The organism is Arthrobacter sp. Soc17.1.1.1 (assembly GCF_036867195.1).
GTDB lineage: Bacteria > Actinomycetota > Actinomycetes > Actinomycetales > Micrococcaceae > Arthrobacter_D.
Map to the genome: position 1 here is coordinate 2,685,909 of NZ_JBAJII010000001.1, position 21,508 is coordinate 2,707,416.

General features: G+C 71.4%; 23 protein-coding genes. 12 read left to right on the forward strand and 11 right to left on the reverse strand.

Annotated features, from left to right (window positions below; all coding sequences use genetic code 11):
• Window positions 1-34: 34 nt before the first annotated feature.
• The gene (locus tag V6S67_RS12390) at window positions 35-1,003 is read right to left on the reverse strand and encodes a general stress protein (RefSeq protein ID WP_334210529.1); all 969 of its coding nucleotides are present in this window, start codon (window positions 1,001-1,003) and stop codon (window positions 35-37) included.
• 133 nt (window positions 1,004-1,136) lie between these two features.
• Between V6S67_RS12390 and V6S67_RS12395 the strand changes: the two genes are divergently transcribed.
• Genes V6S67_RS12395 through V6S67_RS12405 form a run of 3 tightly spaced genes read left to right on the forward strand, consistent with a single transcriptional unit; the run spans window position 1,137 to window position 4,139 of the window.
• Complete coding sequence (locus tag V6S67_RS12395) at window positions 1,137-2,420, forward strand: magnesium transporter MgtE N-terminal domain-containing protein (protein WP_334210530.1); 1,284 nt, start codon at window positions 1,137-1,139, stop codon at window positions 2,418-2,420.
• Window positions 2,413-3,012: a DUF1003 domain-containing protein gene (locus V6S67_RS12400; protein WP_334210531.1), complete on the forward strand. Its 600-nt coding sequence runs from the start codon at window positions 2,413-2,415 to the stop codon at window positions 3,010-3,012. Before V6S67_RS12395 ends, V6S67_RS12400 begins: the two co-directional genes overlap by 8 nt.
• Window positions 3,009-4,139 carry an Mrp/NBP35 family ATP-binding protein gene (locus tag V6S67_RS12405; RefSeq protein ID WP_334210532.1) on the forward strand — a complete coding sequence of 377 codons (1,131 nt, stop codon included), beginning with the start codon at window positions 3,009-3,011 and terminating at the stop codon, window positions 4,137-4,139. Before V6S67_RS12400 ends, V6S67_RS12405 begins: the two co-directional genes overlap by 4 nt.
• 30 nt (window positions 4,140-4,169) lie before the next feature.
• Here the strand turns inward: V6S67_RS12405 and V6S67_RS12410 are convergent, their stop codons facing one another.
• The 3 genes from V6S67_RS12410 to sigE form a co-directional block, all read right to left on the reverse strand.
• On the reverse strand, window positions 4,170-4,583 hold the full coding sequence (locus V6S67_RS12410; protein WP_334210533.1) for a Sec-independent protein translocase TatB: 414 nt from the start codon (window positions 4,581-4,583) through the stop codon (window positions 4,170-4,172).
• A 123-nt stretch (window positions 4,584-4,706) separates the two neighbouring features.
• On the reverse strand, window positions 4,707-5,687 hold the full coding sequence (locus tag V6S67_RS12415; protein WP_334210534.1) for an anti-sigma factor family protein: 981 nt from the start codon (window positions 5,685-5,687) through the stop codon (window positions 4,707-4,709).
• A gap of 5 nt (window positions 5,688-5,692) precedes the next feature.
• Window positions 5,693-6,343, reverse strand: coding sequence for an RNA polymerase sigma factor SigE (sigE, locus tag V6S67_RS12420; protein ID WP_334210535.1), 651 nt, complete (start codon window positions 6,341-6,343; stop codon window positions 5,693-5,695).
• A 326-nt stretch (window positions 6,344-6,669) separates the two neighbouring features.
• Here sigE and V6S67_RS12425 point away from each other — a divergent pair, with 326 nt between their 5' ends.
• A complete protein-coding gene (locus V6S67_RS12425; protein ID WP_334210536.1) occupies window positions 6,670-7,308 on the forward strand; it encodes an O-methyltransferase in 639 nt (212 codons plus the stop codon).
• Between the two features lie 9 nt (window positions 7,309-7,317).
• Here the strand turns inward: V6S67_RS12425 and V6S67_RS12430 are convergent, their stop codons facing one another.
• The 5 genes from V6S67_RS12430 to V6S67_RS12450 form a co-directional block, all read right to left on the reverse strand.
• On the reverse strand, window positions 7,318-7,485 hold the full coding sequence (locus V6S67_RS12430) for a DUF3117 domain-containing protein (RefSeq protein ID WP_104049533.1): 168 nt from the start codon (window positions 7,483-7,485) through the stop codon (window positions 7,318-7,320).
• Window positions 7,486-7,648: 163 nt separating this feature from the next.
• On the reverse strand, window positions 7,649-8,887 hold the full coding sequence (locus tag V6S67_RS12435) for a hypothetical protein (RefSeq protein ID WP_334210537.1): 1,239 nt from the start codon (window positions 8,885-8,887) through the stop codon (window positions 7,649-7,651).
• Entirely contained in the window at window positions 8,884-9,507 is a 624-nt protein-coding gene (locus V6S67_RS12440) for a DNA-3-methyladenine glycosylase I (protein WP_334210538.1), read from the reverse strand. The genes V6S67_RS12435 and V6S67_RS12440 overlap by 4 nt, the downstream gene beginning before the upstream one ends.
• Window positions 9,501-10,013 carry a DivIVA domain-containing protein gene (locus tag V6S67_RS12445; RefSeq protein ID WP_334210539.1) on the reverse strand — a complete coding sequence of 171 codons (513 nt, stop codon included), beginning with the start codon at window positions 10,011-10,013 and terminating at the stop codon, window positions 9,501-9,503. The genes V6S67_RS12440 and V6S67_RS12445 overlap by 7 nt, the downstream gene beginning before the upstream one ends.
• A 64-nt stretch (window positions 10,014-10,077) precedes the next feature.
• Window positions 10,078-10,956 carry a TIGR00730 family Rossman fold protein gene (locus V6S67_RS12450; RefSeq protein WP_334210540.1) on the reverse strand — a complete coding sequence of 293 codons (879 nt, stop codon included), beginning with the start codon at window positions 10,954-10,956 and terminating at the stop codon, window positions 10,078-10,080.
• Window positions 10,957-11,071: 115 nt separating this feature from the next.
• On the opposite strand from V6S67_RS12450, the gene V6S67_RS12455 reads away from it, so the two are divergent.
• The 4 genes from V6S67_RS12455 (at window position 11,072) to V6S67_RS12470 (ending at window position 14,372) form a co-directional block, all read left to right on the forward strand.
• Window positions 11,072-11,848, forward strand: coding sequence for an amino acid ABC transporter ATP-binding protein (locus tag V6S67_RS12455; RefSeq protein WP_334210541.1), 777 nt, complete (start codon window positions 11,072-11,074; stop codon window positions 11,846-11,848).
• A gap of 58 nt (window positions 11,849-11,906) precedes the next feature.
• The gene (locus tag V6S67_RS12460; protein ID WP_334210542.1) at window positions 11,907-12,752 is read left to right on the forward strand and encodes a glutamate ABC transporter substrate-binding protein; all 846 of its coding nucleotides are present in this window, start codon (window positions 11,907-11,909) and stop codon (window positions 12,750-12,752) included.
• A 76-nt stretch (window positions 12,753-12,828) separates the two neighbouring features.
• Window positions 12,829-13,506: an amino acid ABC transporter permease gene (locus tag V6S67_RS12465; protein WP_334210543.1), complete on the forward strand. Its 678-nt coding sequence runs from the start codon at window positions 12,829-12,831 to the stop codon at window positions 13,504-13,506.
• Window positions 13,503-14,372: an amino acid ABC transporter permease gene (locus V6S67_RS12470; protein WP_334210544.1), complete on the forward strand. Its 870-nt coding sequence runs from the start codon at window positions 13,503-13,505 to the stop codon at window positions 14,370-14,372. The genes V6S67_RS12465 and V6S67_RS12470 overlap by 4 nt, the downstream gene beginning before the upstream one ends.
• A 75-nt stretch (window positions 14,373-14,447) precedes the next feature.
• Here V6S67_RS12470 and dapE read toward each other — a convergent pair whose 3' ends face one another.
• Entirely contained in the window at window positions 14,448-15,539 is a 1,092-nt protein-coding gene (dapE, locus tag V6S67_RS12475) for a succinyl-diaminopimelate desuccinylase (protein WP_334210545.1), read from the reverse strand.
• 60 nt (window positions 15,540-15,599) lie between these two features.
• On the opposite strand from dapE, the gene dapD reads away from it, so the two are divergent.
• Together dapD and V6S67_RS12485 are read left to right on the forward strand one after the other, a co-directional pair.
• A complete protein-coding gene (gene dapD, locus V6S67_RS12480) occupies window positions 15,600-16,544 on the forward strand; it encodes a 2,3,4,5-tetrahydropyridine-2,6-dicarboxylate N-succinyltransferase (protein ID WP_442884882.1) in 945 nt (314 codons plus the stop codon).
• Between the two features lie 66 nt (window positions 16,545-16,610).
• Window positions 16,611-17,426, forward strand: coding sequence for a hypothetical protein (locus V6S67_RS12485; RefSeq protein ID WP_334211592.1), 816 nt, complete (start codon window positions 16,611-16,613; stop codon window positions 17,424-17,426).
• A 32-nt stretch (window positions 17,427-17,458) separates the two neighbouring features.
• Here V6S67_RS12485 and V6S67_RS12490 read toward each other — a convergent pair whose 3' ends face one another.
• Window positions 17,459-18,070 carry a hypothetical protein gene (locus V6S67_RS12490; protein ID WP_334210547.1) on the reverse strand — a complete coding sequence of 204 codons (612 nt, stop codon included), beginning with the start codon at window positions 18,068-18,070 and terminating at the stop codon, window positions 17,459-17,461.
• Between the two features lie 308 nt (window positions 18,071-18,378).
• On the opposite strand from V6S67_RS12490, the gene V6S67_RS12495 reads away from it, so the two are divergent.
• Window positions 18,379-20,259 carry a polysaccharide deacetylase family protein gene (locus V6S67_RS12495; RefSeq protein WP_334210548.1) on the forward strand — a complete coding sequence of 627 codons (1,881 nt, stop codon included), beginning with the start codon at window positions 18,379-18,381 and terminating at the stop codon, window positions 20,257-20,259.
• Between the two features lie 170 nt (window positions 20,260-20,429).
• The gene (gene galE, locus V6S67_RS12500; protein WP_334210549.1) at window positions 20,430-21,449 is read left to right on the forward strand and encodes a UDP-glucose 4-epimerase GalE; all 1,020 of its coding nucleotides are present in this window, start codon (window positions 20,430-20,432) and stop codon (window positions 21,447-21,449) included.
• Window positions 21,450-21,508: the final 59 nt, after the last annotated feature.

The following is a 21,508-nucleotide window of genomic DNA, read 5'->3' on the forward strand; positions in this document are numbered from 1 at the left end:
CGTCGGGGCCCGGCCTTCCCGTGTCCGGAGCGTGCTAGCGCGGCCCGCCCGCCGCGGAGGAGCCGTGGCTGCCGGGGTGGTCGTCCGAGGAGTCGCCTGCGGCCGTGTTCCCAGCCGTGCCCCCAGCCGTGCCCCCGGTCCCCGCCGCGGTCCCGGCCGGAGTCCCCGGTGCCTCGGCCGAGGAGGCGACCGCCTGCGGCTCGTCGACGCGCACGCCGTACTGCGGCCGGCCGTCGGGCAGGTCGGGGAACTGGCCCCGCCGCGGGCCCGTGGTGCCCGGCCCCGCGGTCTGCTCCTCGGCCGTGCCGGGCTGCTGCGGACCCGGCTGGCCCTGCTGACCCTGCTGACCCTGCTGACCCTGCTGACCGGCGTAGGGATCGTTCCAGCCCGCGGGGCGCTCGGGCGCCGCCTGCGCGCCCTGTCCGGGCATCTGCTGCGGGGCCTGGCCCGGGACCTGGCCGGGAGCCTGTCCCCAGCCCGCCGGAGCACCGCCGGGGTGCTGCGCCTGCCCGTTCATGGGCAGCTGCTGCAGGAGGCGCCGGGCCTCCCCGGCAAGACCAGGCTCCACGATCACGTCATAGCTCGTCGCCACGACCTGGCTCGTCGAGGTGAAGTCACGCCGGCCACGCTGGAACGTGTAGGTCAGGACGCCGAAGAGCAGCCAGAAGATGGCGCCCAGCGCGATCGAGGAGGAGATGGTGATCCCCGACTCGCTCCCGGCGAACAGGCTCAGGATCAGTCCGACGAAGAGACCGAACCAGGCTCCCGTCGCGGCGCTCGCGAGCGCCACCCGCGGGTAGCTCAGGCGCCCCGTGACGCGCTCGACGGTCTTCAGGTCGTTGCCGATGATCGCCACGCGCTGGACGGCGAACTTGTTGTCCGCGAGGTAGTCCACGGCTTTCTGGGCATCGAGGTAGCTCGTGTACCGGCCGATGGTCTCGCCCGTGGGCAGCACCCGGCCCAGATCGCGGGAGGCAGTGGTTCCAAGTGGTGGTGTCGACATGGTGTCCATTCTTGCCTAACGCCCGCGACCGCGGGAGGGTTCGGCCGGGTCGCCCGGGATTGCGCCGCCGGGAGGCCGCCCACCGCCTGGACGCGATGCCGTGCGAGTCCCTCCGGGCCGATAGCCTAGAGCAGTGACTACCAACCCCACCCGCGTGTTCGTGGCCCGCCTGCTGGGCCTCGATGTGTTCGACCCCCTCGGTGACCGCCTGGGCCGCCTGCGGGACGCCGTCGTGCTCGACCGTGGCCCCACCAAGGCCCCGCAGGTGGTGGGTCTCGTGGTCGAGGTTCCCGGCAAGAAGCGCGTCTTCGTGCCGATGACACGCATCACGTCGATGGATCCGTCCCAGATCATCTGCACCGGGCTGGTGAACCTCCGCCGCTTCGAGCAGCGCGGCGCCGAGATGCTCGTCGTCGCCGAGCTCTTCGACCGCCGGCTCACCCTCCGCGACGGCAGCGGCAGCGCCGTCGTCGAGGACATCGCGATGGAACGCAACCGCGCCGGTGACTGGCACGTCTCCCAGCTGTTCGTGCGCCGGGGCGGCGCGGCGTCCCCCCTGCGTGGGCTGCGCCGCGGCGGCGAACGCCTCATCATCAACTGGCTCGACGCCTTCCACGGCACCACCGACGAGCCGCAGGGCGCCACGCAGTTCGTCGCACAGCACGACGATCTCAAGCCCGCCGACTTCGCCGAGGCGATGCACGAGATGAACGACAAGCGGCGCCTCGAGGTGGCGGGCGAGCTGCAGGACGACCGGCTCGCCGACATCCTGCAGGAACTGCCCGACGACGACCAGGTCCAGATCCTCACCTCCCTCACGCGCGAACGCGCAGCGGACGTGCTCGAGGAGATGGACCCCGACGACGCCGCGGACCTCCTCAACGAACTGCCCGACGCGCAGAAGGAGGAGCTGCTCCAGCTCATGGAGCCCGACGACGCCGAGGACGTGCGCCGCCTCCTCGAGTACGAGGAGGGCACGGCGGGTTCCCTCATGACCACGGTGCCCGTGATCCTCCCCCCGGAGGCCACGGTCGCCGAGGCCCTCGCCCACGTGCGCCGGGAGGAGCTGACGCCCGCCCTCGCCTCCTCGATCTTCGTGTGCCGCCCGCCCCTCGAGACACCCACGGGCCGTTACCTCGGCGTCGTGCACATCCAGCAGCTGCTGCGCTATCCGCCGCCGGAGCCGCTCGGCAACATCATCGACACGGACCTCGAGGCGGTCGGCGACCAGGCGAACGTCAGCGAGGTGTCGCGGATCCTCGCCACCTACAACCTGAACTCCCTGCCGGTCGTCAACACGGACGGCAGGCTCGTGGGTGCCGTGACCGTCGACGACGTCCTGGACCACCTGCTGCCCGACGACTGGCGCGCACAGGACGACACAGCCGTACCGAAACGAGGTGACCGCCGTGGTTGAGAAGATCCGATCGAATTCACGCGGACTCGACACGCCGCGCGAGGCGCGCAAGCGCTTCCTGCCGCGCCTGCGGCCAAACCCGGACAGGTTCGGCAGCGGCACGGAGAACATCGCACGCTTCATGGGCACCCCGCAGTTCCTCTTCTACATGACGGTCTTCGTCGCGGTCTGGCTGACCTGGAACACCGTCGCGCCGGAGAACCTGCGCTTCGACAGCGCAGCACTGGGGTTCACGGCACTGACCCTGATGCTGTCCCTCCAGGCCTCCTACGCCGCGCCCCTGCTGCTGCTCGCGCAGAACCGCCAGGACGACCGTGACCGTGTCTCCATGCGGGAGGACCGCCACCGGGCCGAGCGGAACCTCTCCGACACCGAGTACCTGACGCGCGAGATCGCGGACCTCCGCATCGCGCTCCGCGAGGTCGCCACACGCGACTATGTGCGGTCCGAACTCCGGTCGATCCTCGAAGAGCTGCTCGAGACGACCGACGGGCAGGAACTGACCCTGCAGAAGCGCAAGCCGCGCAAGCCGTCCGACAACACCGTGACGCTGCCGAAGGTGCAGCCCACCGGGAGGAAACCGTCCCGGTGAACCACGACCTGCCCGCCGAGGCCGCCGTCCGTGCCGCCCTCTCGACGGTGATCGACCCGGAGCTGCGCCGGCCCATCGACGAGCTCGGGATGCTCGGGTCCGTGACCGTCGAGGGCGGGACGGTCCGCGTCCGGGTACTGCTGACCATCGCCGGGTGCCCGCTCCGTGACTCCATCACCGCCGACACCGAGGCGGCTCTCTCGCGCGTCGACGGCGTGGAGCGCGTCGAGGTGGAGCTCGGCGTGATGGACCAGGCGCAGCGGGATGCGCTGAAGGAACGCCTCAGGGGTGCCGGCGGGCAACGCGGCATCCCCTTCAACGAGCCGTCGTCGCTCACGCGCGTATACGCCGTCGCGAGCGGCAAGGGCGGTGTGGGGAAGTCCAGCGTGACCGTGAACCTGGCTGCCGCCATGGCCGCGCAGGGGCTGCGGGTGGGGATCGTGGATGCGGACGTCCACGGCTTCTCCGTGCCCGCCCTCATGGGCATCACGCAGCAGCCCACGCGTGTGGACGAGCTCATCCTGCCGCCCGTGGCGTACGGGGTGAAGGTCATCTCGATCGGCATGTTCGTGGAGGGCAACCAGCCTGTCTCCTGGCGCGGACCCATGCTGCACCGGGCACTGGAGCAGTTCCTCACCGACGTGTACTTCGGCGACCTGGACGTCCTGTTCCTCGACCTGCCGCCGGGCACCGGCGACATCGCCATCTCCGTGGCGCAGCTGCTGCCCGCCTCCGAACTCCTGGTGGTCACCACGCCGCAGAGCGCCGCCGCGGACGTGGCCGAGCGGGCCGGCGCCATGGCCGCCCAGACGGGGCAGCGGGTGGCGGGGGTCATCGAGAACATGTCGTGGCTCGAGCTGCCGGACGGCGGGCGGCTCGAACTGTTCGGTGCGGGCGGCGGGAGCACCGTGGCCGCGCGCCTGTCGTCGACGCTCGACGCGGACATCCCCCTGCTCGGCAGCATCCCGCTGGACGTGTCGCTGCGGGAGGGCGGCGACGCCGGTGTCCCCCTCGTGCTGGGCACCGCGGACTCGAGGGCGCGTCAGGAGCTGGTGACGATGGCGTCGGCGCTGGCGCGCCGTCCGCGTGGCCTGGAGGGCCTGAAGCTTCCCGTCCGTGTCCGCTGAGACGGCTCCGGCCGGGACGCGCGGGCCGGCCTAGGTCGCTTCGCGGTCGTAGGGCGCGGGATCGCCGGCTCCCAGGCGGGGGCCGATCGGCACCTGGACGGCGGGGCGGGAGACGGCGACCGCGGCGGCTGCGGGAACGGCGACCGCGGGTTTGGGCGCGTTGGGGCTCACGGGCTTGAAGACGTCCTCGATGTCGTCGAGGAGGGCCTCCTTGATGATGCGGCGTGGATCGTACTGGCGGGGGTCCAGCTTGCGCCAGTCCACCTCGTCGAGTTCCGGGCCCACTTCCTCCCGCAGCTGCTCCCGCGCGCCGGTGGCCATGCGCCGCAGTCCCTTCACGAGCCGCGCGAGCTGTGCGGCGTACTCCGGAAGTCGCTCCGGGCCGAGCACCACGACGGCGATGATCGCCAGGACCACGAGTTCGAGGCCGTTGATTCCCAACACGTGAAAAGACTACCTTCCCGGCTCACGCCGAACACATTCCCCCGGGACCCCACGGACGCCCGGACAGCGGGGCCATCGACGGTTCATCGCCGCGTTCCCCGGCGGCCACCTGGACTCCTCTCCCTAGCCGCCCTGGTGGGTGATCCGGGAGAGGCCGCGGATGATCCGCTCCATCATCGAATCCTCCTGGCCCTGCGGTGCCAGGAACAGCTGGGCGTGCTCTGTCGCCACGAGCTGGTTGAGGGTCTGCGGCATCGCGGCGGCCGGCAGGTCCGAGACCACGGTGTAGGTGACCGTGGGGCTGTCGAGGACCACCTGCCACGGCCGGCCCGAGCGCACCCAGATGTCCCGGTCGGCGCCGCCCACGTGCTCGAACCCGTCCGTGGTCACGGCACTGCCCGTGACGGCGTTCAGGGGCGGCTCGCCGGCACTCCCGGCGTCCCCGACCTTCCGCTGCTCGTAGACGGTGACCGTGTCGCCGTCGTTCTCGAGGACCAGCTCGAGGGTGGGCCTGCCGCCGACCGTGATGCCCTCGGCGCTGTGGAGCGTGAACCCGAGCGACTCGAGCTCCGGACAGTACCAGCCGCCGGCCCGCAGCGTCTCGAGCTGCGCGGTGTCGAGGTAGGTGGGTGTGCGCGGCGCCACGGAATCCCAGCCGGCGCGCAGCGCCGTGGACCCCCGGACACCCTCGGGCACGGTACCGGCCTCGGAACCGACGACGTACGCACCGGCGAGCATGGTGGTCGCGACGACGGCGGAGCTGCCTGCCAGGACGAGCGTCCGATGGCGACGACGCGGTGCCGTGCGCTCGTGGTGCGCGCGGACGAAGGCGGCGCTGGACCCGGTGCGCGCCTCGCGCGGCCCTGCGGATGACCCGCCGGGCGACGCTGCGGGATCGAGGAGCGGCGAGAGGAGCCGCTGCTGGAACTCGGGGTCCGGCGCGGGGTTCCGGAGGCCCAGCAGGGCGCTCTTGAGACTCCGGAGGCGTGCGACGGCCGCTGCACACGAGGCGCAGCGGGAGACGTGCCGTTCCACGGCGATGCGGCGGCGGTCGGACAGCTCGCCGTCCACGAGGTCCTGGAGCGAACGATGGGGATGAAGCATCGTTCCTAGCCCAGGCCGGCGATCCGCGGGACTCCGAGGGTGGCGGCGTTCCCGCCGGACCGGCGCGGATCGCGGTGGGCGAGCTTCTCCCGCAGCATCGTGCGTCCGCGGTGGATACGGGACCGGACGGTGCCGAGCTTGACGCCGAGCACCTGCGCCACCTCGTCGTAGGCGAGGCCCTCGAGGTCGCAGAGCACGACGGCGGCACGGAAGTCCGGGGGCAGCTCCTCCAGGGCGGCCTGCACGTCGATGTCGAGGTTGTTGAACTCGAAGCTGCGCTCGGGCCCGGGGTGCTTGCTGGGCAGGCGGCTCTCCGCCTCCTCCGTAAGTCCGTCGAAGCGGATCCGGGTCTTGCGCCGGGCCTGGTCGAGGAAGAGGTTCGTGGTGATGCGGTGCAGCCAGCCGTCGAGTGTGCCGGGCTTGAAGTTGGCGAGGGACCGGAACACCCTGACGAAGACCTCCTGCGTGAGGTCCTCGGCGTCGAACCGGTTGCCGGTGAGCCGGTAGGCGAGACGGTAGACCTTGGGCGAGTACGTGGTGACGACTTCCTCCCAGGACGGTGCGACCCACGGATCGCCGTGCTCATCGAGGATGGGAGCGTCCGCTTCGGCGACCGTCTCCATCGCGGCGCGTGCCGCCTTGACGCTGGACATCATGTACCCCTTCTCGCCGCGGATCCCGGACCGGCCCCTGCTCCTGCTGGGGCACGAGCCGTGGTACGGGGGATTCGGGACAGCACGTACACCGGATGTCCCGAAGGAAAAGTCTTTCCCACGAAGCTGGGAGCGAGCTGGCAGCACCCCGCGTGTTGTGCGGGGCCCCACCGGGCGGATGCGCTACCCTCGCGCGCTCCCGCCGGACCGCCGCATGGAAGGAGGGGCGCGCCGCACAGTAGTGTTGACGCGGGGCTCCCGCAGCACAGCCCGCACCACTTCCCGCACCACAGCCCGCACGATTCCCGCGAACGACAGGACGGACGCCCATGGCCGCCGACAAACACAGCAGCTGGTCCTACACGGAAGGACTCCCGGACGAGGACGACGTGCTGCTCCGCGCACGTGACCGGTCCCACGAGCTCGGTGTCGCGCCCGTGACGCCCGCGGTCGGCGCTGCCCTCACGGTGCTCGCGGCCGCTTCGAAGGCCACCACCGCCGTGGAGGTCGGCGCCGGCGCAGGGGTCTCGGGCGTATGCCTGCTGCGGGGGCTCGGCCGCAACGCCGTGCTGACGACCATCGACTCCGACGTCGATCACCTGCGCGCAGCGCGTGAGGCCTACGCGGAGGCGGGGATCCCCTCGAACCGTACGCGGACCATCTCCGGGCGCGCCGCGGACGTACTGCCGCGGCTCACCGACCGGGCCTACGACCTGGTGTTCATCGACGCGGACAAGCCGGGCCTACCCGCGTACGTGGAACAGGCCACGCGCCTGCTGAAGGACGGCGGCATCCTGATCGTCAACGACGCGCTGGACCAGGACCGCGTGGCGGAGCCGGCCGTGCGCGAGCAGTCGACCAACACGCTGCGACAGATCGGGAGGACGATCCGGGAGAACGAGGCACTCGTGTCGGCGCTCCTGCCGACCGGGACCGGACTCCTCCTGGCGGTCAAGCAGCGCGCCTGAGCGCGCTGCCTAGTTGGTGGCGGTGAGCAGGCAGTCCTTGAGCTTGCCCGCCTCTTCGGCGTTCAGCTCGACGACGAGGCGGCCGCCGCCGTCGATCGGCACCCGCATGATGAGGCTGCGCCCCTCCTTGGTGACTTCCATCGGTCCATCGCCGGTTCGCGGTTTCATGGCAGCCATGGGGGTGTCCCTTTCAACAGGGCGCGACCGCGACCAGCGGTAGCGCGACAGTAAACAGTGCCCCGATCCGGCATCCGATGAAGGGTCCGGCGGTGCACGTCATCACCATCATTATTCAGCACAAGTGCTGCTCCTGCTAATTCGGGTGCGGCGTGGATCACACTCAGGGTGGATAATCCCCGTCCGGCCCGGTGGGCGTCCAGCCCCACAGCCGGTCCACCCAGAGGAACTGGAGCACCAGGGAGACCGGCAGCACCACCCAGAGGATGCGGCCCCGGCCGACGGTCGCGACCGCGAGGGCGAGCGGGAACAGCGGCGTCAGGATGCGCCACGTACTGGACTGCGGGTCCCAGAAGGCGGCGAGGTACAGCAGGTACCCGGCGCACCAGGCGCCGGCCACCAGCCCGAGGGAGCGCACCGCCGGCGTCAGGAAGAGCGCGGCGACCCCGATCACGAGGGCCGTGACGACGAGGACCGCGGCCGCCGGGCCGAGCACGGCGGCGGGCGCGTCGAACCACGGGACGAACGGGGCGAGCGGCTCGCCGCGCCAGGCCGTCTCGGTGGCCACGTAGGCGTCGCGCTGCCCCGTGACCGCCCAGGCGATCCCGGGCCAGGCGACGGCGGCGAGGGACGAGACGACGCCGAGCAGGAAGAGCGGGAGCACCGCCCGCCGGAGCGCCGGGTCCGCCCCCGGGCGGCGGGCGGACCAGAGGGCCGCGACGAACAGGATGCCCACCGCGATCGCGAACGGCACCCCCGCCGGCCGTGCCAGGCACATCAGCACGACGACGGGCATCGCCGCGTAGTAGCGCCGTGTCGCCACGAGGTAGAGCGAGGAGGAGAGCAGCAGCAGGTGCAGCGACTCCGCGTACGGCACCTGGAGGATCACGGCCACGGGGGCGAAGGACACGACGGCGACCCCCGCGAGCGCGCTCCGGTGGGCGGCGCGGAGACGGAAGAGCCGGTAGAGCACGAGGGAGGCCCCCGCCGCGGCCGCGACCGCGACCACGGGCGCGAGGATCCCCCAGCCGAGGTCGGTGCCGGCGTCGAGGAGCCGGACCAGTGTCGGGAAGAGGGGGTAGAACGCCCACTGGTTGTGGCTGACGACGCCCGCGTCGTCCCGGGGCAGCTCGGACGGGTAGCCCTCCGTGAAGATGCGCTCGTACCAGCCGCTGTCCCAGTAGTTGATGAACGTGCCGTAGCCGGGGGCCGCGCCGGACCACGGGCTCGGGCCCTGGCGTGCGGCGGCGACCAGGAGGATCGCGGTGGAGACGAGGCGGCCGGCGAGGAAGACTGCCAGCACCTGCAGGGACCAGTGCACGGCGGAGAGCCTGGCCGCCAGGGCGGAGGAGGACGCAGGGGACGGCGTCCGGCGGGTCCTGGCCGCGCCGATGCGGCTCACGACGGTGGACCGCCGCCGGCGATCGCCGGCGCCCCGGCGTCGCGGCCGGAGCGGACCCAGCAGCCGCGGAGGTGGTCGTCGGCGTAGCCCGTGGCCTGCAGCATCGCGTATGCCGTCGTGGGGCCGACGAAGCGGAGGCCGAGCCGCTTCAGCTCGCGGGCCAGGGCCGTGCTCTCGGCGGTGATGGCGGGGACCTCCGAGAGGTCGGCGGGCGCCGGGCGCGGCGGCGGCCGGTGGTCCTCGAGGACGGACGCGAGCGTGGTGCCCTCCGGAAGGGTGAGCAGTGCCCGCGCATTGGCGATCGTGGCCTCGATCTTCTGACGGTTCCGGACGATGCCCGGATCCGCCAGGAGCCGCTCGACGTCGTCGGGCCCGAACGCCGCGACGGCCACCGGGTCGAAGCCGGCGAAGGCACGGCGGAAGGCGTCCCGCTTGCGCAGGATCGTGATCCAGCTCAGCCCGGACTGGAAGGCCTCGAGGCTCAGCCGCTCGAAGAGCGCCGCCTCACCCTCGACCGGCCGGCCCCATTCCTCGTCGTGATACCGCTCGTAGTCCGCACTGGCGACCGCCCAGCCGCAACGCAGGCGGCCGTCCGAGCCCGGGACCGCGCCGCTCACCATCCCGTGTCCTGCCCGGCGCGCTGCCCGGCGCGCTGTCCGGTCTCCTGTTCTGCATCCCTCCGTGCATCGCGCCCTGCATCCCGCCGTGCATCGCGCCCTGTATCCCGCCCTGCATCCCGCCCGGCGAGCTGCGAGCGAAGCCCTGCGATCACGGCGTCCCGCTCGTCGAGCGCCCCGGCCAGCCGGTCGAGGACCTCGTCCACCTGGTCCATGCGGTATCCGCGGAGCCCGAGGCCGAAGCGGACGGCGTCGACGTCCTGCGCCGAGGGGCTCTCCGGCAGCAGGACGGGCGGGAGGGAGGCCACGGGCTCCACGAGGCCGAGCCCGTCCCGGCGTGCCGCGAGTTCCTCCGGCCCGGCGGACACGACCGGCCCGGACCCGCCGGCGGACCCCGCCCGCATGCCCACCGCGAGGCGCCGGAAGGAGGCGGGCAGCGGTCGACCCGAGGCGAGGACGGCGGTCCCGCCGACCAGCAGGATGGCGAGGATCACCAGGAAGATAGTCACACCGCAATGGTGCCAGAGTCGACCCGGCGGCCGGCTCCGGCTCCGGGATCCGGGACGCTGCGGCTCAGGCGGGGTGGTCGTGCCCGGCCGAGGCGGCGACGATCCGAACGGCCTCCTCGGCCGTCTCGACGAGCTGCAGCAGCGAGAGGTCCTTCTCGGAGATGGTCCCCTCGGCCAGCAGCGTGCCGTGGATCCAGTCGAGCAGAGGCTGCCAGTACGCGACGCCGACGAGCACGATCGGGAAGGACGTGACCTTGCCCGTCTGCACGAGGGTCATCGCCTCGAACAGTTCGTCCAGGGTGCCGAAACCGCCCGGCAGCACGACGAAGCCGCTCGCGTACTTCACGAACATCGTCTTGCGGGCGAAGAAGTACCGGAAGTTGATGCCGAGGTCCACCCACTCGTTCATGCCCTGCTCGAAGGGCAGCTCGATCCCCAGGCCCACGGAGGTACCGCCCGCCTCGCAGGCCCCCTTGTTGGCCGCCTCCATGGCGCCCGGACCTCCGCCGGTGATGACGGCGAAGCCGGACCCGACGAGCCTCCGGCCCACCTCCTCGCCGATGGCGTAGAAGGACGAGTCGCGTGCCGTGCGTGCGGATCCGAAGACGCTGATGGCGGGCCCGAGATCGGCGAGCGTGCCGAATCCCTCGACGAACTCGCTCTGGATGCGCAGGACACGCCACGGGTCGGTGCGGGTGAATCCTCCGGAGTCGTCCGCATCCAGGAGCATCTTGTCCGCCTGCGGCACCGTCGCCTGGCCGCGCCTCAACTCCACGGACCCTTTGCGCCGCGTCGCAGGCCTCTCGGCCGATCCCTCCCGACGAGGGCGGGACGAGCCGTTGGACCCTGCCGCCGCAGGCGCAGCGGATGCTGCCCGACCGTCGTCGGGCTGCGCGGGGAGCCGTGCGTCGTCGCCGGCGGAGGGGTGCTGGGAAGGAGACATTTTCCTAGGCTAACCAACGCGGGAGGCGTGCGGGCTTTGATTGCTCTTGAATCACGATCGCCGCCTTTGCGCCGGGGTGTATTGCCGCGAAGGAATAGTTCGCTAGATTTCTCCCATGACAAGTGAACCGCGACCGGCTCCGTCCGCGTCCACCGGAGGCCCTCTCGTCTCCCTCAAGCGCGTCAACAAGCACTTCGGGGACCTGCACGTCCTGCGCGACATCGACCTGGAGGTCGCGCGCGGCGAGGTCGTCGTCGTGATCGGCCCGTCCGGGTCCGGGAAGTCGACCCTCTGCCGCGCGATCAACCGCCTCGAGACCATCGACGACGGGGAGATCACGATCGACGGCAAGGTGCTGCCCGCGGAAGGCAAGGCCCTCGCGAAGCTGCGCGCCGACGTAGGGATGGTCTTCCAGTCCTTCAACCTCTTCGCGCACAAGTCCATCCTCGAGAACGTCACCCTCGGCCCGGTCAAGGTCAAGGGCATGAAGGGCAGCGAGGCGAAGGACCTGGCGATGTCCCTGCTGAAGCGGGTCGGTGTCGACAACCAGGCGCAGAAGCTCCCGGCCCAGCTGTCCGGCGGCCAGCAGCAGCGCGTGGCGATCGCCCGGGCCCTCGCGATGCAGCCGAAGGTCATGCTGTTCGACGAGCCCACCTCCGCGCTGGATCCGGAGATGATCAACGAGGTCCTCGACGCGATGGTGTCGCTCGCCAAGGAGGGCATGACCATGATCGTGGTGACCCATGAGATGGGCTTCGCCCGCCGGGCCGCCGATCGCGTCATCTTCATGGCCGACGGCCAGATCGTGGAGCAGGCCACACCCGAGGAGTTCTTCACGAACCCGCAGAGCGAGCGCGCCCGGGACTTCCTCGGCAAGATCCTCTCGCACTGACCACCCCCACCCACCCGATCCACGAGGGCCTCGCGAGGCCGCACACCAAGGAGAACCCATGCAGAAGACCCGATACGCAGCAGCCGCCGTGGCTGCTGTGGCCGCACTGACCCTGTCCGCCTGTGGCGGCGGCGACAGCGCCGAGAGCGGTAGCGGCAGCAGCGCGGAGGGCGGCGGCGAGAGCCTCCGCATCGGCATCAAGTTCGACCAGCCCGGCCTCGGCTACGACGAGGGCGGCTCGTACTCCGGCTTCGACGTCGACGTCGCGAAGTACGTGGCGGGCGAGCTCGGCGTCAGCGAGGAGAACATCGAGTGGGTCGAGGCACCCTCGGCCAACCGTGAGAACCTCCTGTCCAACGAGCAGGTGGACATGATCTTCGCGACCTACTCCATCACCGACACGCGCAAGGAGACCGTCGACTTCGCCGGACCGTACTTCGTGGCCGGCCAGGACCTCCTCGTCCCCACGGACAGCGACATCGCGGGCCCCGAGGACCTGGAGGGCAAGAACCTCTGCTCGGTCACCGGCTCCACGTCCGCGCAGAAGATCAAGGACCAGTACCCCGGTGTCCAGCTCGTCGAGCAGCCGGGCTACGCCGAGTGCGTCACGGCGATGGGCGGCGGCCAGATCGACGCGGTCACCACCGACGACATCATCCTCGCCGGCCTGGCGGCGCAGGAAGCCAACGCCGGCAAGTTCAAGGTCGTCGGCAACACGTTCTCCGAGGAGAACTACGGCGTCGGCCTGCCCAAGGGCAGCGAGCGCTGCGAGGACATCAACGCCGCCATCACCAAGATGATCGACGACGGTGACTGGGAAGAGGCCATCACCCGCAACACCGAGGGTGCCGACTACACCTTCAACGCAGAGCTGAACCCGCCCACCCCGGCGCCCTGCGCCTAGCATCGCTCCCGTTGGTGGGGTGGTCCGTGCGGACCACCCCACCAATGCCATGTTCCCACCAGGAAAGAGGTGAACCGTGGAGAACTACCTGTCGCTGTTCGAGACCTACGACGTGCCCGCAGCCTTCTGGATCAACATCCAGCTGTCCTTCTGGGCCGCCCTCTGGGCCCTCGCGATCGGCACGGTGCTGGCCCTGTTCCGCATCTCCCCCATCCCGAGCCTCCAGTGGTTCGGAGCGGCCTACGTCAACATCTTCCGGAACACGCCGCTGACGATCATCCTCGCCTTCGGGTTCCTCGGACTGTTCTCCGTCATGCAGATCAACCTCGCCGGTGAGCTCGACGTCAGCCTGTTCAGGATCGCGATCGTGGGCCTCGCGGTCTACCACGCGGCCTTCGTGTGCGAGGCGATCCGCAGCGGCGTCAACACGGTCCCCCTCGGACAGGCGGAGGCCGCGCGGGCCATCGGCCTCAGCTTCCTGCCGGCGGCGCGGCTCATCATCCTGCCGCAGGCCTTCCGGGGTGCCATCGCCCCGCTCGGCAACGTGCTGATCGCGCTCATCAAGAACTCGACCGTCGCGGCCGCCGGTTCCGTGGCCGCCGAGGCCTCGGGCCTCATGAAGACCATGATCGAGTTCCGCTCGGACCTCGTGATCCCGATCTTCCTCACCTTCGCCCTGGGGTTCGTGATCCTCGTGATCCCGATCGGACTGCTGACCACCTGGGCCTCACGGAAACTGGCGGTGGCACGATGAGCGCGCAGCAGGTCCTGTTCGACGCGCCGGGACCCCGCGCGCGCAGGAACATCATGATCGGCAACATCATCGGCGGGCTGATCGTCCTCGGCATCCTCGCGTGGGTCGTCTCCGCGCTGGCCGGCAAGGGGCAGCTCGCCGCGAGCATGTGGACGCCGTTCCTCGAGTCGCGGACCTGGGAGTTCTTCATCCTGCCCGGCCTCGTCAACACCCTGAAGGCGGCCGGGATCGCGATCGTCACCTCGGTGGTCTTCGGGCTGGTCTTCGGTGTCGGCAGGCTCTCCCACGTGGCACCGATCCGCTGGGTCGCGGGCGTCGTCGTCGAGTTCCTGCGCGCGGTGCCGGTGCTCCTCATGATGATCTTCTTCTGGCTGGCACTCGGCAGCTCCGGCGCCGTGAAACCCCAGGACGCCCCGCTCATCGCCGTCGTCGTCGCCCTCACGCTCTACAACGGGTCCGTGATCGCGGAACTCGTGCGCTCGGGCGTGTACGGGCTGCCGAAGGGGCAGCGCGAGGCGGGCATGGCGATCGGGCTCACCCGGAACCAGTCGCTCCGGAACATCGAGGTGCCCCAGGCGCTCATCGCCATGCTGCCGGCCCTGATCAGCCAGTTCGTGGTGATCCTCAAGGACTCGGCGCTGGGCTTCATCATCACCTATCCCGAACTGCTGCAGTACACGCGGCGGCTCGGCGTGGGCGAGGGCAACGTGATCCCGTCGCTGTTCGTCGCCGCGGCGATCTTCATCGTCATCAACTTCGCCCTCTCGACGCTGGCCACCCGGCTGTCCGTGCTCCTGAGCTTCCGGACGAAGGGCCGCAGGCCCGCGGCGAAGGAAGCCATCGCGATGGACGCCGCCTCCACCTGAGGTCGGCCGGAGGCAGGAACGACGCAGGGCCCGGCAGCTGCCGGGCCCTGCGTCGTCATGAGCCCGGTCGGCCGGTCAGGACAGCCAGGCCACCATCGCCGCGAGGCAGGCACGGACGGCGTCCGCGTGCACGTGCTCGTCGTCGGTGTGTGCCAGGAGTGCGTCGCCCGGGCCGAAGTTGACGGCGGGCACGCCCAGCGCGCTGAACCGCGCGACGTCGGTCCAGCCGTACTTGGGCTTGGGGTCGGCGCCCACCGCGGCGACGAACGCGGCGGCCGCGGGATGCTGCAGCCCGGGCCGCGCCCCGGCCGCGGCGTCGGTACGCTCCACCGTGAACCCCTCGAGCAGCGCCCGCACGTAGGCCTCGGCCTGCTCGGGGGTCTTGTCCGGTGCGAAGCGGTAGTTCACCTCGATGACGGTGCTGTCCGGGATGACGTTGCCCGCCGTGCCGCCGGAGATCTTCACCGCGTTCAGGCTCTCCCGGTAGTCCAGCCCGTCCACGTGGACGGTGGCGGGTTCATGGTCGCGCAGCCGGACGAGGATCTCGGCCGCCCCGTGGATGGCGTTGACCCCCCGCCAGGCCCGGGCCGAGTGGGCGGCCCTGCCCGCCACGCTCACGTCGAAGCGCGCGGTGCCGTTGCACCCGCCCTCCACGGTGCCGTCCGTGGGTTCGAGCAGCACGGCGAAGTCCGCGACGAGCCACTCGGGGTAGGAGGCGGCGACCCGTCCGAGGCCGCTCAGCGACGCCTCGACCTCCTCGTGGTCGTAGAAGACGAACGTGATGTCCCGGGTGGGCTCGGTGAGCGCTGCCGCGAGCGCCAATTGCACCGCCACACCGCCCTTCATGTCCGTGGCTCCCCTGCCGTACAGGACGTCGCCGTCCCAGGAGGACGGCACCGTCCCCCGGGAACCGGGGACCGTCGGCAGCGGCACGGTGTCGAGGTGACCGGCGAGGATGACGCGCTCCGCCCGGCCGAGCCGCGTGCGCGCCATGACGCAGTCGCCGTCGCGCACCACCTCGAGATGGTGCAGGCGCCGCAGCGCCTGCTCGACGGCGTCGGCGATGGCCCCCTCGTTGCCGGAGACGCTCTCGAGATCGATGAGCCGGGCGGTCAGGAGCGCCACGTCGGAGCCGGGATCGAGCTCGGCGGCGGGTGTCTGGATCATCCTGCAACACTATCGCTCGGTAGACTGGGCACCATGACTCCTCCCCTGCCCGGCCCGTCCATGCCCTCTTCCGCGCAGCAGCAGGCCGGTGGTACCGGCCTGGCCACGGTGGCCTCCGACGGGACGGTGCTGGACACCTGGTTCCCCGCGCCGTGGGTCGGCGGGGACGACGGCACGTCCGCCCAGCTGCGCGACTCGCTGGAAGCCCTCGCCGAGGCCGGGGTGGACAACGCGCGCAAGGTCAGCCAGCGCGTCGTGGACCTGACCATCGACACGGATGCCGCCCCGGCCGGCACCGAGGACGCGTACCTGCGGCTCCACCTGCTCTCCCACAGGCTCGTGCAGCCCAACACCATCAACCTCGACGGCATCTTCGGGCTGCTCCCCAACGTGGTGTGGACGAACCACGGGCCGGCGCCGGTGCAGGACTTCGAGACCGTCCGCGCGGCCCTGCGCGCCCGTGGCCCCGTCCTGGTGCACGGCGTGGACAAGTTCCCCCGCATGGTGGACTACGTGGTGCCGGCGGGCGTCCGGATCGCCGACGCCGACCGCGTGCGCCTGGGCGCGCATCTCGCCGAGGGCACCACGGTGATGCACGAGGGCTTCGTGAACTTCAATGCGGGCACCCTCGGGCACTCCATGGTCGAGGGCCGGATCTCGGCCGGCGTCGTCGTCGGCGACGGCTCGGACGTGGGCGGCGGCGCCTCCATCATGGGCACCCTCTCCGGGGGCGGCAAGGAGCGCATCACCATCGGGGAACGGTGCCTCCTCGGCGCCGAGTCGGGCGTGGGCATCTCGCTCGGGGACGACTGCGTGGTCGAGGCCGGGCTCTACCTGACCGCCGGCACCAAGGTCACGCTGCAGGACGGGACCCTCGTCAAGGCCAAGGACCTGTCCGGGGAGTCCGGCATCCTGTTCCTGCGCAACTCCGCCACCGGCGCCGTCGAGGCGCGGCCCCGCACCGGGGAGGGCATCGCCCTCAACCCCGCCCTGCACGCCAACTAGCGCGTGGCTCCGCGGGGTCCGTCCGCCGCCGTCCTCCGGCGCAGGCGCCGGCTGCGGACCGGCGCCATGCTCACCGCCCTGGCGGCCGTCGTCGTCGGGGGCGCCGTCGTCGCCGTCCGGCAGCTGGACGACAGCGAGGTGTTGGTCCGTGAGCGCTGCAGCGCCACCGTGGGCGCGGACACGTTCGAGCTCACGCCTCCCCAGGCGGCGAACGCGGCCCTGATCTCCGGCGTCGCCGTGGGCCGGGGCCTCCCGGCCCGGGCCGCGACGATCGCCATCGCGACGGCCATCCAGGAGTCGAGGCTGGAGAACATCGACTACGGCGACGACGCCGGACCCGATTCACGCGGCCTGTTCCAGCAGCGCCCGTCACAGGGGTGGGGGTCCGAGGAGCAGATCATGATGCCGCTCTACGCCGCGGGCGCGTTCTACGACGCCCTCGTGGAGGTGCCGGGCTACGAGACGCTGCCCGTCACGGTGGCCGCGCAGACGGTCCAGCGCTCCGCCTTCCCGGACGCCTACGCGGACCACGAGCCCGAGAGCCGCGCGTTCGCCTCGGCGCTGACCGGCCACTCGCCCGCCGCCCTCGAGTGCACACTGCGCGAACCGTCCGCCACGGGCGATCCCCTCGCCGTCGCGAGCGCCGCGGAGGAGGTCTTCGGCGTGCTGGGCGGGACGGTCGAGGGGAACCGGCTCACCGTGGAGCTCGACGGCACCGCCGGCTGGGCGGCCGCGCACTGGGCCGTGGCGCACGCCTCCGCCCTCTCCGTCACCTCCGTGGCCTATTCCGGGCTCGAATGGGTCAGGTCCGACGGCGGGTGGACGCCGACGACGACGGCCCCCGGAACGCTCACCGTCACCGTCGCGGGCGCGACACCCTGACCGCCCGGCAGGCGCGACGCGGGACCCGGGGGTCAGGCCAGGATCCGGATGACCGGCTCCACATAGCTGCGGAACGCCTGCTCGTCGTCGAACAGGTCCTGGCACATGAGCAGCTTGTCCGGCTCCACCCACCAGGCCCGCCGGACGCCCAGCGGCAGTTCGATGACCTGCAGGGTGAAGCGGTGGGCGGCACGGCCGAGTTCGAGGCGGCGTTCCTCCAGCAGGCGCGCCAGCAGGCCCTCCATGCTGTCGGCCCCCCGCGCGCCGGCGTGCAGGGCGTACTCCGCGCACCGCTCCTCGGCCCAGTCCATCGCGGCGCCGAAGTGCGCCCGCAGCAGCGACTTGAGGGACTCCATGCCGTCGAGGGCCTCGAAGAGCGGCGGGACGGGCAGGACGGCAGTACTGATCCGGTGGGCCAGCAGGCTGTGCCACCACGCCTCCCACTCGATCCTGAGCACCGTGGCCTCCCCGGAGCGGGCTAGGCGGCGCGTGTCGACGGCCCGGACGCCGGGGACCACGGGTGGCAGGGGCGGCAGGCCGACACCCCGCAAGCCTGCACGGTCCCTGAGGTAGAGCGCCACGAGGAGTACCTCCGAGGTGTCCACGGTGAAGTACGCGCTGGCGCCGTCTTCGGGATACGACATGGGCCTCCTTCAGGACCAGTCAGGCTGTTCCTACAGTAGACCCGGCGCTGAGGACGCTTCAAAGGCCGACCGCCACTCGACGGGCCGTTGCTGCAGCACCACCGACCGGCCGGCCCGCCTGCGCCCCGGGGTCCCGGGCCCTGGACTACTGGGAGCAGCCGCCGGACGTCCGTACCACAGACGGGTGGTGCCGGACGGGATACGGGTAGTGATCTCGCGTGGATTCGCCCGGCCATGCCCGTACGTTGGACGGTGCCCCGGGGCGGCGCGCGCCCGGCAATCCCCCAGTTCGGAGATGAGCAGCAATCATGACTTCGTCAGCAATCGCCTCGAGGAACCGCGGAGCGCTGCACGGAGCCTCGGCTCCGGGCCGATGGGCGGTGTGGGTGGTGACGGCACTGCTGGCCCTCGCCGTCGGCATCGTCAGTCCGGCGGTCGCTCCCCCGGCCGCCTCCGCCGCCGGACCCACCGTCGTGTCCCTGACGTTCGACGACGGGAACGCGGACCAGCTGATCGCGGCCCAGACGCTGAACAAGTACGGGCTCAAGGGCACCTTCTACGTCAATTCCGGGACCACGGACACGGCGGGCTTCATGTCGCTGGCCGACCTGCGGTCGCTCACCGCGGCGGGCCACGAGATCGGCGGTCACACCGTGACCCACCCCGACCTGGTGACGCTGCCGGCCGACGAGGCGACCCGGCAGATCTGCAACGACCGCGTCAACCTCACCAACTGGGGTTTCCGCGTGACCAGCTTCGCCTACCCGTTCGCCTCCAATAATCCGACCCTCGAGACGACGGCGAAGAACTGCGGGTACAACACAGCCCGCGGCCTCGGCGACATCAAGACGCGGTTCAGCTGCGCCACCTGCCCCCTGGCCGAGACGATCCCGGCCGCCAACCCGTGGAACACCGCGGCCCCCGACCAGGTCGAGAACACGTGGACCCTCGCCGACCTGCAGACCAGCGTCACCCAGGCCGAATCCGCCGGCGGCTGGATCCAGCTCACCTTCCACCGCTTCGGCGGGACCGATCCGCTGGCCGTCACGCCGGCGCTCTTCGACCAGTTCGCCGCATGGCTGAAGACCCGTCCCGCGACCACCACCGTCAAGACCGTCGACCAGGCGGTCGGCGGCACGGTGAAGCCCGCGATCTCCGGCCCCGCCGTCCCGCCCCCGCCCGTCGGCGGGAACCTCGTGAAGAACCCGAGCCTCGAGACCCTCACCAACGGCGTGCCGCAGTGCTGGAACGCCGGGGGCTACGGCACCAACACGGCCGCCTTCTCCGTGGTCGGGCCGGGCCGCACGGGATCCCGTGCCCAGCAGCTGGTGGTCAGCGGCTACGTGGACGGTGACGCGAAGCTCCTGCCCGCGCTCGACCTCGGCGGCTGCTCACCCCCCGCCTCGGCGGGCCGCACGTACAACCTCGGCGCCTGGTACAAATCCACGGCCCCGACACAGTTCGCCGTGTACTACCGCACGGGTGTCGGCTCGTGGAAGTACTGGACCTCCAGCCCCTGGTTCGCCGCGACCACCACCTACCAGAAGGCCAGCTGGACCACGCCACCGCTGCCGGCCGGCGCCAACGGCCTCAGCTTCGGCCTCAACCTGTTCAGCAACGGCACGCTCACCACGGACGACTACGAGATGTTCGACACCGCCAACGTGGTACCGCCGCCGCCCCCGCCTGCCGGGACCAACCTCGTGAAGAACCCCGGCCTCGAGACGGGCGGCACGGGCGCGTTCCCGCAGTGCTGGCAGTCCGCAGGCTTCGGCGCCAACACCCCGGCGTTCAGCACGGTGGCTGCGGCACGCACCGGCACCAAGGCGGAGCGCCTCACCATCACCGGCTACTCCAGCGGCGACGCGAAGATGCTGACGGCGATGGACTCCGGCACGTGCGCACCCGCTGCGACCGCCGGCAAGACCTACTCGGTGCGCGCCTGGTACACCTCGACGGCCGTGACCCAGTTCGCCCTCTACTACCGCGACGCCTCCGGCAACTGGGTGTACTGGACGTCCGGGCCGTGGCTCGCCGCCGCGGGCACCTACACGCAGGCGAGCTTCACCACCCCGGCCCTGCCCGCCGGCGCCACCGCGATCAGCTTCGGGCTGAGCCTGTTCGGCAACGGCACCGTCACCACCGACGACTACGCCCTGTACGACACGGTCGGGGCCCCTCCGCTCTGAGCCGTTCCGCTCCGGGTGCTCCACTCCGGGCACAGCAGGCACGACGATGGCCCGGGCACCCGCCCGGGCCATCGTCGTGCCGCTGCACGTGCCGGGCTGCGGGCCCGAGGGACGTCGGGGACCGGCGGGGCGCGGGACGGGCCCCACCGGTGCCGACCTAGGATGGGAGCATGAAGATCCTCGTTACCGGTGGCAGCGGCTACATCGGCTCGCACACCGTCCTGACCCTGCTCGAACACGGCCATGACGTCGTCGTCGTCGACAACCTGCTCAACTCCACGGCGACGTCACTGGAGCGCGTGGCCGCCCTTGCGGGCCGCACCCCGACGTTCCACCAGGCCGACCTCCTCGACGAGCCCCGGCTGCGGGCCATCTTCGCCGAGGAGCAGGTCGACGCCGTCATCCACTTCGCGGGCCTGAAGGCCGTCGGCGAGTCGGTCGAGAAGCCGCTGTACTACTACTCGAACAACGTCGGCGGCACGCTGAGCCTGCTGCGCGTGATGGACGACGCCGGTGTGCGTACCCTCGTCTTCAGCTCGTCGGCGACCGTGTACGGCGCCTCGGAGGAAGTGCCCCTGACCGAGAAGCTGCCCCTCGACGCCGTGAACCCGTACGGACGCACCAAGGAGCAGATCGAGGACATCCTGACGGACCTCGGGGCCGCGGACCCGCGCTGGAACATCGCGCTGCTGCGCTACTTCAACCCCGTGGGCGCCCACGCCTCGGGGACCATCGGCGAGGACCCTACGGGCGTCCCGAACAACCTCCTGCCCTTCGTGGCGCAGGTCGCCGTGGGCCGGCGCGAGAAGGTCCTCGTGTTCGGCAACGACTACCCGACACCGGACGGGACCGGCGTCCGTGACTACATCCACGTCGTCGATCTCGCCGAGGGCCACCTGGCCGCTCTGGACTACCTCGTGGCGCACGGCGGCGTGCACACGTGGAACCTCGGCACCGGCAACGGATCCTCGGTCCTCGAGGTCCTCGCCGCCTTCTCGGCAGCCGCGGGCAAGGACGTCCCCTACGAGTTCGCGCCGCGCCGCCCGGGCGACGCCGCCGTGAGCTACGCCGACCCCTCCTCCGCGCTCGCCGACCTCGGCTGGTCCGCGAACCGGACGCTGGCCGAGATGTGCGAGGACCACTGGCGCTGGCAGAAGAACAACCCGCAGGGCTACGCGCAGGCCGGCTGACCCGACCGCGCAGACCGGCCCGGGTACGACGGCGGCCGCCCACCTGAGGTGGGCGGCCG